The organism is Streptomyces diastatochromogenes (assembly GCF_002242805.1).
GTDB classification, from domain to species: domain Bacteria; phylum Actinomycetota; class Actinomycetes; order Streptomycetales; family Streptomycetaceae; genus Streptomyces; species Streptomyces diastatochromogenes.
Map to the genome: position 1 here is coordinate 259,808 of NZ_MCGQ01000013.1, position 14,592 is coordinate 274,399.

A 14,592-nucleotide genomic window follows, 5' to 3' on the forward strand; every position below is an offset into this window, starting at 1 on the left:
GAGAGGCCGTGCACAGTGCCGCCGTCTCCAGGAGGGCTCACGTGAATCGATCACTGCTGACCATGCGCTCGGCGCTGATTCTGTTGCTGGGTGTGCTCGTCGGCGTGGGAGCAGGGGTGCTGACCGCCTGTGCCGACGGTGGCGGCGACGCGCGGTCGGTCATGGTGGGCGCGACCGCTTTCGCGGCCGCCGTGGCGTTCTTCAACTCCATCATCGATCAGGCGCACTGACCGAGACCGGTTGCCGTCGTTGACAAGACGGTGAGGGCCAGGCGGCCTGTCGGGTTCCTGTAGGTACATCCCGGATGCGTCCGGGGAGAGGAGACGGTGGTGGGGGACGATGACCGCGAGGAAGCGGCCTTCGATGACGCGGCTTTCGGTGATACGGCTTTCGGTGATACGGCCTTCGGTGATGCGGAGGGCTTCAAGCCGCTGTCGGGAGAACTGCGTCCTGAAGTGCGGGATCTGGCCGAGGCGTTGCGCCGGCTGCTGAAGGGCTCGGGGAAGTCGCAGCGGCAGTTCGCGGTCTATCACCACATCGGGGTCTCCACGGTCTCGCGCTATCTGAGTGGGGAGCGCATCCCGGACAAGCACTTTCTCGACGGGTTGATGAAGTCGGCCTGCAAGGCTCACGGCACGGAGGTCAGTGCGGCGCTGCAGGGCCGGATGTACCGGCTGCATCGGGACGCGTTGCTGGCCGATGACCCGGCCCGGTACCGGGAGCAGATGGCCAGCGACCGGCTGGAGGACGCCGTTCTGCGTGCGGAGGAGGCGCAGCTGGAGATCCGGGAACTGAGGAGGGCCGCGGAGGGGCAGAAGCAGCAGTTGTGGGCACTGGAGTCACAGCTTCGTCAGCTGGAGGCGGCGGAGCACCACGAGCGGGGCTTGTTACGGGCGGATCTGGAACGGCACCGGATGCGCAAGGAGGAGCTGGAGGAGGCGTGCGCGCGGCTGCGGGACAAGGTCGCTCGTCTGGAGAAGGCGCTCGAGGACGCGGAGCGGGAACGGGACGTCGCGCGGACGCGTTGCCGGGAGCTGGAAGCCGAACTGGCCGTGGCGCAGGAGGCCGCTGAGCGAGCGGAGCTGGAGCGGCGGGCGAGGGAGGAACGGCTGCGGCTGGCCAAGGCCGCCGAGGTGGCCGAGCATCGGCTGGCGGACCTGGAACGCGTACATCAGGAGGCCGAACAGGTACGCCTGGCAGCCGCCCGGGAGGCCGCGGCTCAGTTGGAGGAGGCCCAGACCAAGGCCGACGAGTTGCTGCAGGAAGCAGCGCGCAGAGCCGCGAAGGTCCGGCCGCAGGCGCTCAGGAGATCGGCCGCGAGGCGCCAGTTGACGGAGGCCGCGCAACTGGCTGTTGAGGAGGCCCTCCTTCGGAGCAAAGTCAACGCGATGTTCATCAACCTCTCGCATCGCTCCCATGGGCTCATCGAAGGCCAGCTGTCACTCCTTGCCGAGCTGGAGTCCCGCGAGGCCGACCCGGACCGGCTGGAGTCGCTGTTCAAACTGGACCACCTGGCCACCCGGATGCGTCGCAACTGCGAGAACCTCCTCGTTCTCGCCGGTGAAGAGCCCGGCCGCAGCTGGACCCAGCCGGTCGCGCTGGTCGACGTGCTCCGCGCCGCCGCGTCCGAGGTGGAGCAGTACGAGCGCATCGAACTGGCCGCCGTGCCCACCGCCGCGATCGCCGGCCGTGTGGTCACCGACCTCGTGCACCTGCTCGCCGAACTGCTCGAGAACGCGACGTCCTTCTCCTCGCCGCAGACCAGGGTCAAGGTCACCGGGCACGCACTCCCCGACGGCCGAGCGATGATCGAGATCCACGACTCCGGTCTCGGTCTCACCGCCGAGGACCTCGCCGAGATCAACGAGCGGCTCGCCTCGCCGCCCTCCATGGATGTGTCGGTCGCCCACCGCATGGGTCTGTTCGTGGTCGGTTGGCTGTCCCAGCGCCACGGCATCCGCATCCAGCTGCGCCCCTCCGGCACCGGTGGTACGACCGCGCTGGTCATGCTGCCCGTCGACGCCAGCGAGAACGGCAGCGAGTCCGTTGCCGACCAGTTCGACGCCGGCTACCTCGACCATGGCGGCGGGCAGATGCCCACGGCCCCGGCACACCTCTTCACCATCTGCGACTCCGGCCACCTGGCCATCGAGCGTCCGCACCCATGACGGGCCGGGCTGCGAAGGCGTAGGCGGGCGTGACCGTCGTACGACGAGGGGCGCCCCGGCAAGAACCGGGGCGCCCCTTATCGACGTCGAAGGAAGGAGGTCAGAGCTTCTCGATCACGAAGTCGATGCACTTCGTCAGCGCCTCGACGTCCGCCGGGTCGATCGCCGGGAACATCGCGATGCGCAGCTGGTTGCGGCCGAGCTTGCGGTACGGCTCGGTGTCCACGATGCCGTTGGCGCGCAGCACCTTGGCGACGGCCGCCGCGTCGATCTCGTCGGAGAAGTCGATCGTGCCGATGACCTGCGAGCGCTTGGCCGGGTCCGAGACGAACGGGGTGGCGTACTTGGACTCCTCCGCCCAGGTGTAGAGGCGGGTCGAGGAGTCCTTGGTGCGGCCGGTGGAGAAGGCCAGGCCGCCCTGGCTGTTGAGCCACTCCAGCTGCTGGTTGAGCAGGAAGAGGGTGGCGAGGGCCGGGGTGTTGTACGTCTGGTTCTTGCGGGAGTTGTCGATCGCGGTGGGGAGCGAGAAGAACTCCGGGATGTGGCGGCCGGACGCGTGGATACGCTCCGCGCGCTCGATCGCGGCCGGGGAGAAGACGCCGATCCACAGGCCGCCGTCGGAGGCGAAGGACTTCTGCGGGGCGAAGTAGTAGACGTCGGTCTCGGCGATGTCGACCGGGAGGCCGCCCGCGCCGGAGGTGGCGTCCACGAGGACGAGCGCGCCCTCGTCGGCGCCGGCCACGCGGTTGATCGGCATGGCGACACCGGTGGACGTCTCGTTGTGCGTGAAGGCGTAGACGTCGACGCCCGCCTCGGCCTGCGCCTCGGGGTGGGTGCCCGGGTCGGTGGCGATGACGGTCGGCTCGGCCAGCCAGGGGGCGAGCTTGGCGGCCTTGGCGAACTTGGAGGAGAACTCGCCGAAGTTGAGGTGCTGCGACTTGTTCTCGATCAGTCCGTGGGTGGCGATGTCCCAGAAGGCGGTGGAGCCGCCGTTGCCGAGGACGACCTCGTAGCCCTCGGGGAGCGAGAACAGGGAGCTGATGCCTTCGCGGACCTGGCCCACCAGGTTCTTGACCGGGGCCTGGCGGTGGGAGGTGCCGAGCAGAGAGCTTCCGGTCGCGGCGAGCGCGTCGAGCGCCTCGGTGCGCACCTTGGAGGGGCCCGCGCCGAATCGTCCGTCGGCGGGCTTGATGTCAGCGGGAATCTGGATGTCGGCCACGAGTCGGAGGGTATCGCCCACGTGAAACGGGACGGAACCGTGTCCGTCCGATGAGACGAGATCGCTGAACTGTGGACTTGTGAGGTTGTACGACGAAACGTGCGGGGCTGTGGAAAAGTCTCGGTGACTGTGCGTGATCGGATGCATCCTGGACGCATGACGGATCTGGCGGGTCTCTCGGGCCTTGAGGCGGAGCTGCGCGGGGTCGTCCGGGGTGAGGTCGGCTTCGATGCCACCGCCCGGGCGCTCGTGACCATGGACGCGTCCAACTACCGGCGGGTCCCGGCGGGGGTGGTGGCCCCGCGGGACGCCGAGGACGTGGCCGGGGTGCTGGAGGTGTGCCGGGCGCGCGGGGTGCCGGTGGTGGCGCGCGGCGGGGGCACGTCGATCGCGGGGCAGGCGACCGGCACGGGCGTGGTGCTGGACTTCACCCGGCATATGAACGGCCTGCTGGAGCTGGACCCGGGCACCCGTACGGCCGTCGTCCAACCGGGGCTCGTCCTCGACCGCCTCCAGGAGGCCGCCGCCCCGCACGGCCTCCGCTTCGGCCCCGACCCGGCCACGCACAGCAGGTGCACGCTCGGCGGAATGATCGGCAACAACTCCTGCGGTTCCCACTCGGTCGCCTGGGGGACGACCGCGGACAGTGTCCGGGAGCTGTCCGTCATCACCGCGCGCGGGCAGCGGCTGCGACTCGGGCAGGGCTGGGCGGGCGCCCCGGACGGGCTGCGCGACCTGGTCGAAGGGGACCTGGCCCGTCTGCGCACCGGCTTCCCCGACCTGCCCCGCCGCATCTCCGGGTACGCCCTGGACGCCCTGCTGCCCGAGAAGGGCGCCGACGTCGCCCGCTCCTTCTGCGGCTCCGAGGGCACCCTCGGCATCCTCACCGAGGCGGTCGTACGGCTGGTGGAGGCCCCACGCGCGCGGGCCCTCGCGGTGCTCGCGTACGGCGACGAGAGCGCGGCCGCCGAGGCCGCCGCAGGTCTGCTCCCGCACGGCCCGCTGACGGTGGAGGGCATGGCGGCCGACCTGGTGCGCTCGCCGGCCGGCCTGCCCAAGGGCGGTGCCTGGCTGTTCGTGGAGACCGGCGGGCAGACACCGGCCGAGGCACGCGCGCGTGCGGAGACGATCGTCCGCGCGGCCGACGTCGTCGACTCCCTGGTGGTGACGGACGCGGCGGCCCAGCGGTCCCTGTGGCGCATCCGCGAGGACGCGAGCGGTACGGCGACCCGCATGCCGGACGGCAGCGAGGCCTGGCCCGGCTGGGAGGACTGCGCGGTACCGCCCGCCCGGCTCGGCCCCTACCTGCGCGACTTCCGCGCCCTGCTCACCGCCCACGGCCTGCGCGGCACTCCGTACGGCCACTTCGGCGACGGCTGCATCCACGTCCGCATCGACTTCGACCTGCTCACCGCGGCGGGCGTCGGCCGCTTCCGCCGCTTCTCCGAGGAGCTGGCCGACCTGGTGGTCGCCCACGGCGGCTCGCTGTCCGGGGAGCACGGCGACGGCCAGGCCCGCGCGGAGCTGCTGCCGCGGATGTACGGCGCGGAGACGGTACGGCTCTTCGAGCGGGCCAAGGCGCTCTGGGACCCCGACGACCTCCTCAACCCCGGCATGCTGGTCCGCCCCGCCCCACTCGACACCAACCTCCGCTTCTCCGTCCTGCCCCGCCGCCCGGTGGACGTGGCCTTCGGCTACCCGGCCGACGACGGCGACTTCCGTGCGGCCGTCCGCCGCTGCGTCGGCGTCGCCAAGTGCCGTACGACCACGGCGGCCGGCCCCGCCGTGATGTGCCCCTCCTTCCGGGCGACCGGCGAGGAGGAACACTCCACGCGGGGACGCGCCCGGCTGCTGCACGAGATGCTCGCGGGCGAGCTGGTCACGGACGGCTGGCGCTCCACGGAGGTCCGGGACGCGCTCGACCTCTGCCTGTCCTGCAAGGGCTGCCGCTCGGACTGCCCGGTGGGCGTCGACATGGCCACCTACAAGGCCGAGTTCCTGCACCACCACTACGAGGGCCGACGCCGCCCGGCCGCCCACTACACGATGGGCCGGCTCCCGCTATGGCTGCGCTGGGTGGCACGAACCCGCACGGCCCCCCTCCTCAACAGACTCGCCTCCGTAAGGCTGTTGGCACGGGCGGGGAAACGGCTGGGCGGAATCGCACCGGAACGGCAGATCCCTCGGGTGGCGCCGGAGACGTTCACCCACTGGTGGCGGCGGCGGAAGCAGCGCACGGTGGGAGACCCGATCGTCCTGTGGCCCGACACCTTCACCGAGCACCTCTCGCCCTCGGTCGGACAGGCGGCCGTACGGGTGCTGGAGGCCGCCGGCCTCAGGCCGGTACCGCCGCCGTCCCGCCCGCCCGCCGGCGGCGTCTGCTGCGGCCTGACCTACGTCTCCACCGGCCAGCTCGACCGGGCCCGCGCGGTGCTGCGCCGCACCCTGGACCTGATGGAACCGGTGCTGCGCAGGGGCACCCCGGTCGTCGTCCTGGAGCCGAGCTGTGCGGCGGCCCTCCGCGGCGACCTCCCGGAACTCCTGCACGACGACCCGCGCGCGGCCCGGCTGGCGTCAGCGGTCCTCACCTTCGCCGAGGCACTGGAGCGCCATGCCCCCGACTGGATCCCGCCCGGCGTCAACCGCCCGGTCGCCGGCCAGACCCACTGCCACCAGCACGCGATCCTGGGCGACACCGCCGACCGCGGCCTGCGCGAGTCCGCGGGCCTGACCGGCGAGCTGAGCGGCGGCTGCTGCGGCCTGGCGGGCAACTTCGGCTTCGAACAAGGCCACTTCGAGGTGTCGAAGGCGTGCGCGGAGGAACAGCTGCTGCCCTCGGTGCGGGACGCGTCCGAGGGGACGGTGATCCTGGCGGACGGCTTCTCCTGCCGCACACAGCTGGAGCAACTGGCGGGGGTGCGGGGGCGGCACCTGGCGGAAGTACTGGCGGAAGAACTGGAGAAGGAACCGGGGGTTGAGAAGTGACTGAGGAAGAGGAATACGACCGTTTGGCAGTCCTCTCCGACATCCACGGCGTACTCCCCGCCCTGGAGTCCGTCCTCGCGGAGCCCGAGGTGGCCGCCGCCGACGGGATCGTCCTCACCGGGGACATCACGGCGGGCCCGCAGCCATCCGAAGTGCTGGACCTGCTGCGGTCGCTGGGTGACCGGGTGCGGTGGGTCGGCGGGAACGCGGACCGGGAGCTGGTGGAGTACCGACGGGGTGAGCGCACAGAAATCCCGGACCCCATCGGCCCCTTCGCGGCGCAGGCGCTCAGCGAGGAGCAGGTCGACTTCCTCGCGGCCCTCCCCAGAACGCTCACCCTCCGCGTCCGCGGCCTCGGCAAGGTCCTGTTCTGCCACGCCACCCCGCGCGACGACGAGGAGGTCGTGCTGGTGGACTCCCGCCCCGAGCGCTGGGCGGAGGTCTTCACCGACCTCGCCCCCGACACAGGCACGATCGTCTGCGGCCACACCCACATGCCCTACGTCCGCCTGGCCCAGGGCAGGCTGGTGGTCAACCCCGGCAGCGTCGGCATGCCGTACGGCCGCCCCGGCGCCCACTGGTGCCTCCTCGGCCCCGGCGCCGACCTGCGCGTGACGTCGTACGACATACCAGCGGCGATCACCCGGCTCACCTCCGAGTGCGCCTACCCGGACATCGCGGAGTGGGCCGACTTCTACCTCAACTCCCGCGTGACGGACACGGAGGCGCTGGGGGCGTTCGGGCCGAGGGACGGGAGGGGTGGCTTCGTAGGGTGAGGAGACCAATGATCGCGAAGGAGCCCCGCCCATGCCCCTCACCCTCCGCCCCATCACCCGCCCCGAACACCTGGCCTTCGCGGCCTCCCTGCCCTCCGTCAGCCACATGCAACTGCCGTCCTGGGGAGACGTGAAGCCCGACTGGCGGGCGGAGAGTCTGGGGTGGTTCGACGAGGGCGGGCGGCTGGTCGGGGCGGGGCTGGTGCTGTTGCGGCCGTTGCCCAAGGTGAAGCGGTATCTGGCCTACCTGCCCGAAGGGCCCGTCATCGACTGGCACGCGGCTGATCCGGAGCGTTGGCTGGATCCGATGCTGGCCTACCTCAAGGGGCGCGGTGCCTTCTCCGTGAAGATGGGGCCGCCCGTCGTCGTGCGGCGGTGGAGTCCCGAGGCGGTCAAGGCCGCGATCGCCGACCCGGGCGCGCACCGGCTGCGGGACGCGGAGGCGACGTCGTACGAGCCGCGTGCCCTGGAGCTGGCGGACCGGCTGCGCCGCATGGGCTGGCGGCAGGCCGAGGCGGGGAGCGAGGAGGGCTTCGCCGCCGGGCAGCCCCGGTATGTGTGCCAAGTGCCGTTCGCCGGGCGGTCGTTGGAGGACATCCACCGCGGGCTCAACCAGCAGTGGCGGCGCAACATCAAGAAGGCCGAGAAGGCGGGCGTGAAGGTCGTACGCGGGGGATACGAGGACCTGCCGGTCTTCTACGACCTCTACACGGAGACCGCCGAGCGCGACCGGTTCATCCCGCGCCCGCTGCCGTACTTCCAGCGCATGTGGACGGCGCTCGCCGCCGAACACCCCGACCGGATGCGGCTGTACCTGGCCCACCACGAGGGTGAGGTGCTCGCCGCGGCCACCATGCTGATCGTCGGCGGCCATGTCTGGTACTCCTACGGCGCCTCCACCAGCCGTAAGCGCGAGGTTCAGCCCAACAACGCGATGCAGTGGCGGATGATGGCCGACGCCCACGAACTCGGCGCCCAGGTCTACGACTTCCGGGGCATCACCGACACCCTGGAGGAGTCCAACCACCTGCTCGGGCTGCTCCGCTTCAAGGTGGGCGCGGGTGGTGAGGCCGTGGAGTACCTGGGGGAGTGGGACTTCCCGCTCAACCGGCTGCTGCACAAGGCCTTCGACGTCTACATGGCCCGGCGCTGAGCCCCGGTTCATAAGGCTGCTCTCAGGTTCGTATCGGGTTCATAAGAGAACTCTCAGGTTCGGGGGCGTCCCTCAGGAATCACCAAGGTACTCCTAGGTACTCACAGCGCCCCTTTGCCATTTTTGCCGTTCGGGGGCTTGGGTGGCGTGTAGGTTCTTCGATGTCGGGTTCCGGACGCGGAATTCACGGACCATAGAACTGCGAAACACTAGGAGTCGGAATGAGCTTCAAGAAGCTTGCCCCGCTGCCCCCGAAGCCCAAGTCGAAGCAGCTCCCGCCGCCGCCGAAGCCGAAGCCCAAGAAGCACGCGCCCAAGCCGCTGCCCAAGCCGCTGCCCGGCCAGGACCGCTGATCCGACGCTGAGCTGAAAGGGGTCGATGGTGCACCGTCGGCCCCTTTTCCCATGAGTTCCTGAATTCCAGTGGGACGGGTCGGAGAAAGCGGAGGGAATGTGAATGGAAATCGATGAGATTGATGAGATCGATGACGGCGAGGAACTCGAGCACGAGGACACCCCGACCATTCCCGCCCGCACCGCGTTCCGCCGTTTCTGGCCGCTGACCAGAGGACTGCGCCGCTGGCTGATCCTCGTCTGGGTGTGCACAGTGCTCGCCGCGCTCGCCGAGACCGAGGCCATCCTGCTCTTCGGCGACCTCACCGACCACGCCCTGCAGAAGGGTTCGCTGGCCGCGTTCTGGAGTCCGGCCGTCAAGTGGCTGGGCATCGCCGTGGTCGGCGCGCTGATCGCGTACGCGGGCAACTCCCTTGCCGCGTGGGCGACCGAGCGCTTCGTGATGCGGCTGCGCGAGCACGTCTTCGACCATGTGCAGCAGCTGCCCCCGCACTTCTTCCAGCGCCACCGCCAGGGCGACCTGCTCTCCCGCCTGACCAGTGATGTCGAGGCGATCGAGACGATGGTCGTGTCCGGTCTGGTGGGCGCCGCCTCGGCCGCCTTCTCCGCCCTCTTCTACGCGGCCGCCGCGTTCTGGCTGCGCTGGGACCTGGCCGCCGCCACCTTCGTCCTCGCGCCCCTGTTCTGGCTGGCCGCCCGCCGCTTCTCCGGCTCCATCAAGGACGTCTCCCGGGAGGGCCGGGTCGCCGACGGCGCGATCACCTCCGTCGTCGAGGAGTCCCTCGGCAACATCGTGCTCACCCAGGCCTACGACCGCCGGGACGCCGAACGCCGGCGGCTGAGCGAGGAGGCGAACGCCTGGTTCCGCGCCTCCGTCCGCTCGACCCGGCTCAACGAGGCCTACGAGCAGCTCGTCCAGGTCATCGAGACGGTCTGCGTGCTCGCCGTGATCGGCATCGGCGCCTGGGAGATCTCCACCGGCCGGATGACCCTCGGCCAGCTCCTCGCCTTCGCCGCGTTCCTCGGCTACCTCTACCCGCCGGTGCGGGGCCTGGCCCAGCTGGGGCTCACGGTCACGGCGGCCACGGCGGGCGCCGAGCGGCTGATCGAGATCCTGGACGTGCGGCCCTCGGTCACCGACCCCCGGCACGGCACGGCGCCCGGCCGCCCGGACGGCACGGTCCAGGTCCGGGACGTCTCCTTCCGCTACCCCGGCGCCGACCGTACGGCCCTCGAAGGCCTGTCCTTCGCCGTCAGCCCCGGTGAACTGGTGATCGTCACCGGCCCGAGCGGCGCCGGAAAGTCCACGGTCTCCAAGCTCCTGCTCCGCTTCTACGACCCGGACGCGGGCGAGCTCCTGCTGGACGGCGTCCCCCTGCGCGACTTCCCGCTGGCCCGCCTCCGCGAGTACGTCACGCTCCTCCCCCAGGAGACCCTCGTCCTGCACGACACGGTCCGCGCCAACATCGCCTGCGGCCGGCCCGGCGCCAGCGACCAGGCCATCGAGGAGGCGGCCCGGGCGGCCGACGCGCACGACTTCATCGTCCGGCTCCCCGACGGCTACGACACCAGGGTCGACCCCAACTCCGCCTGGCTGTCCGGCGGCCAGCTCCAGCGCCTGGCCATCGCCCGCGCCATCCTGCGCGACACCCCGGTCCTGGTCCTCGACGAGCCGACCACCGGACTGGACGCGATGGCCGCCCGCCGGGTGGTCAAGCCGCTGCGCCGGCTGATGACGGGCCGTACGACGATCATGATCACCCACGACCTCAACCTCGCCCCCGACGCCGACCGCATCCTCGTCGTGGACCGCGGCCGCATCGTCGAGACCGGCCGCCACGAGGAACTGCTCGCGCGGGGCGGGGCCTACGCGCGGCTGCACCGCTCGCAGAACAACGCGTCCATGGACACGGCCGAGCTGCGGCTGCCGCTGTTCGAGGAGGAGCCCGAGCCGGCACCGGTGTACGAGTACACGCCGGGGTACCAGCAGCAGTACGGCGGCTACGACCCGTACGCCGCCGAAGCCACCTCTTGGCCCCAGCCTGTGTATGAGGCCCATATGTCTGAGGCCCATATGTCGGTCCCCACCACGCTTCCCGACGGCCGCCCCCTGTTCCGGGACGAGGAGCCCTGGCCCGGCATCTGAGCGCGACGAATCTCAGCATCCAGGACAGCTACATAAGGGGTTCACACTCCTGACGGGGTCTATTACCCTGGACTCGGTAGTACATCGAGATGAACATGATCTGATCCGAGCCAGCCCCCAGGACCGCCCGTGAGCACGCCCAGCGCCACCGCACCCTCGACGCAGCACGCGCCCGTACCCCCGGGTGGTGCACCGGGCCGCCTCGGTTCGTTCGGCCCCGTGGGGCTGGTGCTGGCCGGCGGGATCTCGGTCCAGTTCGGCGGGGCGCTCGCGGTGACCCTGATGCCGAGGGCCGGCGCGCTCGGTGTCGTCGCCCTGCGGCTCCTCGCGGCGGCCGTGGTCCTCCTGCTGGTGTGCCGGCCCCGGTTGCGCGGCCACTCGCGCACCGACTGGGTCACGGTGGTCGTCTTCGGCATCACCATGGGCGCGATGAACGGCCTCTTCTACGAGGCGGTGGCCCGTATCCCGCTGGGCCCCGCGGTCACCCTCGAAGTCCTCGGCCCGCTGGCCCTGTCCGTCCTGGCGTCCCGCCGGGCGGTCAACGCGGTGTGGGCGGGCCTCGCCCTCGCGGGCGTCTTCCTGCTCGGAGGCGGAGGCTTCAGCGACCTCGACCCCACCGGTGTCGCCTTCGCCCTGGGCGCCGGCGCCATGTGGGCGGCCTACATAGTCTTCAGCGCCCGTACGGGCCGTCGCTTCCCGCAGGCGGACGGACTGGCCCTCGCGATGGCGGTGGCGGCCCTGCTCTTCCTGCCCCTGGGCATCGCCGAGGCGGGCACCCGCCTCCTCGACCCCACCACCCTCGCCCTCGGCTCGGCGGTGGCCCTGCTCTCCTCGGTGCTGCCCTACACCCTCGAACTCCTGGCCCTGCGCCGCCTGCCCGCCTCCACCTTCGCCATCCTCATGAGCCTGGAACCGGCGATCGCGGCCACGGCCGGCTTCCTGATCCTCGGCCAGGCCCTGTCCGCCACGGAGGCCGCGGCGATCACGCTGGTCATCGCGGCGAGCATCGGCGCGGTGCGGACCCAGGTGGGGCGGGGGAAGGCGCGGGCGCAAACCCCGGAGGCCTGACACCCGCTCTCCCCGACGGGTTCAGTCGCCCGGCTTCTCCCACACCGACACGTGCTGCCGGCTCTCACCGGTGAAGGCTTCCCGGCTCCAGCCGTCCCACCGCTCACGCAGCCGCAGCCCCGCGAGCCGGGCCATCAGATCCAGCTCCGCCGGCCACACGTACCGGAACGGAACGGCCAGGTACGAACCGCGGCCGTCCGCGACCTCCACATGGTGTGAACTCATCGACTGCGTCGCCACGTCGTACAGGTCGAAGCCCAGCCGTCCGTCGTCCACCCGGAACGGCACCGCGGTCTGCCCGGGCGGCAGCCGGCGCAGATCGGGCACCATGACTTCGACGACGAAGCAGCCGCCGGGCTCCAGATGGTCCGCGGCGTTGCGGAAGCACTCGACCTGGGCGTCCTGTGACGTCAGGTTCATGATCGTGTTGTAGACCAGGTAGGCGACGGAGAAGGTGCCGTCCACCCTCGTCGCCGCGAAGTCCCCGATCGACACCCCGATCGCGTCTGCGCCCGGCTTGGCCCGCATCCGCTCCACCATCGCCCGGGACAGCTCGATCCCGTGCACCTCGACCCCGCGCCGCGTCAGCGGCAACGCGACCCGCCCGGTACCAACACCCAGCTCCAGCGCCCGGCCGCCCGCACCCGCCAGCTCCGCCAGGAAGTCGACGGCCGGCGTCACGACCTCCGGCTCGAACATCCCCGCGGACGACTCGTCGTACCGCGCCGCGACCGCTTCTCCGAAGTAACCGTCTTCATCGAGCACGGGCCGACGGTACTGCGGCAACCAGCAGCGACGCGCGCGCTTTTCCGACGACATGCGTGGCAGATCGCCGTCCCCGACCGCGCCCTTCCCTGCGGATCCCCCACGCCTCCGGCACACTCCTGAAGGGGGCAGAGCAGGGCAGAGCCGGACGGAAGGCGGACCCCATGACCGACGCTCGCGACACCACCCCCCGCCCCCTGAGGACCGCGGCGCGCGGCCGGGCCGTACTCGCCGACCCCCGAACCAACCGGGGCACCGCGTTCACCGAGGCCGAACGCCGGGCCCTGGACCTCGTCGGACTGGTCCCCCCCGGCGTGCTCACCCAGGACGAACAGGCCGAACGCGCCTACACGCAGTTCCGGGAGCAGCCGAACGACCTGGCCAAGAGCCTCAACCTGACCAACCTGCACGACCGCAACGAGGTGCTGTTCTACCGGCTCGTCGGCGACCACCTCGAAGAGATGCTGCCCATCGTCTACACGCCCACCGTGGGCAAGGCCATCGAGCGCTACAGCTACGAGTACCGGCGTCCGCGCGGGATCTACCTCTCCGTGGACGCGCCCGACGACATCGAACGCTCCCTGCGCGCGAGCGGCCTCGGTGCCGACGGCGTCGACCTGATCGTGGCCACCGACGGCGAGGCCATCCTCGGCATCGGCGACTGGGGCGTGGGCGGCATCGACATCGCGGTCGGCAAGCTCGCCGTCTACACGGCCGCCGCCGGGATCGACCCGCTGCGCACTCTGCCCGTCATGCTCGACGTCGGCACCAACCGCCGGGAACTACTCGACAGCCCGCTCTACCTCGGCAACCGGCACCCTCGCGTCGACCGCGACACCTACGACGCCTTCATCGACACCTACGTCACCACCGCGACGAAACTCTTCCCGAACGCCCTGCTGCACTGGGAGGACTTCGGGACCGCCAACGCCCGTCGCGTCCTCAACCGCTACCGCGACCAGGTCCTCACCTTCAACGACGACATCCAGGGCACCGGCGCCGTCAACCTCGCCGCCGTCCTGTCCGGCGTACGGGCCGCGGGCGTGCCCCTGACCGAGCACCGGATCGTGGTCTTCGGCGCGGGTACGGCCGGCATCGGCATCGCCGACCAGCTCCGGGACGCCCTCGTCGCCGAGGGCCTGTCCGCCGAGGGGGCCACCGCCCGCTTCTGGTGCGTCGACCGCTACGGCCTCCTCACCGCCGACCAGGGCGACAAGCTCCGCGACTTCCAGGTGCCGTACGCCCGCCCCGCCGATCAGGTCGCCGACTGGCGGCACGACGCCGGTCTTCCCGGCATCCCCCTCGACGAGGTGGTCCGCCGGGTCCGCCCGACCATCCTCATCGGCACCTCCGGGCAGGGCGGCGCCTTCACCGAGGCGATCGTCCGCGAGATGGCCCGGCACACCGGGCGCCCGATCATCCTGCCCATGTCCAACCCGACCGATCTCGCCGAGGCCACCCCCGCCGACCTGCTCGACTGGACCGGCGGCAAGGCACTGGTGGCCACGGGCAGCCCCTTCGCGCCGGTCGAGCGGGACGGTACGACGTACGAGATCGGCCAGGCCAACAACGCCCTGGTCTTCCCCGGTCTCGGCCTCGGCGTGATCGTCGCACGCGCCTCCCGGGTCACCGATCGCATGCTCCGCGCGGCGGCGGACGCCGTGGCCCGCCGAACCGACGACACGGACGTCGCCCGGCTGAACGCGCCGGTGCTCCCGCCGATCCGCGACCTGCGCGCCACCTCGGAGGCGGTCGCCGTGGCCGTGGCTCGTACGGCGATGGAGGAGGGGGTGGCCCGGGCGGGCGTGGACGACATCGAGGCGGCGGTGCGGGCGGCGCGGTGGGAGCCGGTCTATCCGCCGGTGGAAGCCGTGTGAGTCCGCCGGTGCAAGCCGTGTGAGACCGGCGAGGCGGCGACCCCGCACAGCCACTGAGACAGAGCCCTCCGAGCCAAATTAA

The 14,592-nt window shown here is 71.2% G+C and carries 10 protein-coding genes and 1 pseudogene; 9 read left to right on the plus strand and 2 right to left on the minus strand.

Translation table 11 applies throughout. The annotated features are described in order from the left end of the window. Positions 1 to 41: 41 nt before the first annotated feature. Positions 42 to 230 carry a hypothetical protein gene (locus BEK98_RS48555; protein ID WP_094217190.1) on the plus strand — a complete coding sequence of 63 codons (189 nt, stop codon included), beginning with the start codon at positions 42 to 44 and terminating at the stop codon, positions 228 to 230. A gap of 1,104 nt (positions 231 to 1,334) precedes the next feature. Then, a pseudogene (locus BEK98_RS16035) lies at positions 1,335 to 2,042 on the plus strand (sensor histidine kinase); the annotation flags it as partial. 226 nt (positions 2,043 to 2,268) lie between these two features. On the opposite strand, the gene serC reads toward BEK98_RS16035, so the two are convergent. After that, the gene (serC, locus tag BEK98_RS16040; protein ID WP_094217419.1) at positions 2,269 to 3,387 is read right to left on the minus strand and encodes a phosphoserine transaminase; all 1,119 of its coding nucleotides are present in this window, start codon (positions 3,385 to 3,387) and stop codon (positions 2,269 to 2,271) included. A 156-nt stretch (positions 3,388 to 3,543) separates the two neighbouring features. Between serC and BEK98_RS16045 the strand changes: the two genes are divergently transcribed. The 6 genes from BEK98_RS16045 (at position 3,544) to BEK98_RS16065 (ending at position 11,868) form a co-directional block, all read left to right on the plus strand. Further along, complete coding sequence (locus BEK98_RS16045) at positions 3,544 to 6,372, plus strand: FAD-binding and (Fe-S)-binding domain-containing protein (RefSeq protein ID WP_094217192.1); 2,829 nt, start codon at positions 3,544 to 3,546, stop codon at positions 6,370 to 6,372. Then, complete coding sequence (locus tag BEK98_RS16050; protein ID WP_094217193.1) at positions 6,369 to 7,148, plus strand: metallophosphoesterase family protein; 780 nt, start codon at positions 6,369 to 6,371, stop codon at positions 7,146 to 7,148. Before BEK98_RS16045 ends, BEK98_RS16050 begins: the two co-directional genes overlap by 4 nt. A gap of 31 nt (positions 7,149 to 7,179) precedes the next feature. Next, positions 7,180 to 8,301: a lipid II:glycine glycyltransferase FemX gene (locus tag BEK98_RS16055; protein ID WP_094217194.1), complete on the plus strand. Its 1,122-nt coding sequence runs from the start codon at positions 7,180 to 7,182 to the stop codon at positions 8,299 to 8,301. Between the two features lie 221 nt (positions 8,302 to 8,522). Then, positions 8,523 to 8,654 (plus strand): hypothetical protein, encoded by a 132-nt coding sequence (locus BEK98_RS50860; RefSeq protein WP_279635467.1) that lies wholly within the window; start codon positions 8,523 to 8,525, stop codon positions 8,652 to 8,654. A 103-nt stretch (positions 8,655 to 8,757) separates the two neighbouring features. Then, positions 8,758 to 10,800, plus strand: a complete 2,043-nt coding sequence (locus tag BEK98_RS16060; protein ID WP_094217195.1) for an ABC transporter ATP-binding protein — start codon at positions 8,758 to 8,760, stop codon at positions 10,798 to 10,800. Positions 10,801 to 10,929: 129 nt separating this feature from the next. Further along, positions 10,930 to 11,868 (plus strand): EamA family transporter, encoded by a 939-nt coding sequence (locus BEK98_RS16065; protein WP_094217196.1) that lies wholly within the window; start codon positions 10,930 to 10,932, stop codon positions 11,866 to 11,868. Positions 11,869 to 11,889: 21 nt separating this feature from the next. Here BEK98_RS16065 and BEK98_RS16070 read toward each other — a convergent pair whose 3' ends face one another. Continuing rightward, the gene (locus BEK98_RS16070) at positions 11,890 to 12,633 is read right to left on the minus strand and encodes a class I SAM-dependent methyltransferase (RefSeq protein WP_094217420.1); all 744 of its coding nucleotides are present in this window, start codon (positions 12,631 to 12,633) and stop codon (positions 11,890 to 11,892) included. 164 nt (positions 12,634 to 12,797) lie between these two features. Here BEK98_RS16070 and BEK98_RS16075 point away from each other — a divergent pair, with 164 nt between their 5' ends. After that, positions 12,798 to 14,510: an NAD-dependent malic enzyme gene (locus tag BEK98_RS16075; protein WP_094217197.1), complete on the plus strand. Its 1,713-nt coding sequence runs from the start codon at positions 12,798 to 12,800 to the stop codon at positions 14,508 to 14,510. The last annotated feature ends 82 nt before the right edge of the window (positions 14,511 to 14,592 follow it).

Coding starts and splice junctions, on each gene's coding strand:
- BEK98_RS16045 (WP_094217192.1), top strand. CDS start 3,544: ATGACGGATCTGGCGGGTCTCTCGGGCCTTGAGGCGGAGCTGCGCGGG.
- BEK98_RS16055 (WP_094217194.1), top strand. CDS start 7,180: ATGCCCCTCACCCTCCGCCCCATCACCCGCCCCGAACACCTGGCCTTC.
- BEK98_RS50860 (WP_279635467.1), top strand. CDS start 8,523: ATGAGCTTCAAGAAGCTTGCCCCGCTGCCCCCGAAGCCCAAGTCGAAG.
- BEK98_RS16060 (WP_094217195.1), top strand. CDS start 8,758: ATGGAAATCGATGAGATTGATGAGATCGATGACGGCGAGGAACTCGAG.
- BEK98_RS16075 (WP_094217197.1), top strand. CDS start 12,798: ATGACCGACGCTCGCGACACCACCCCCCGCCCCCTGAGGACCGCGGCG.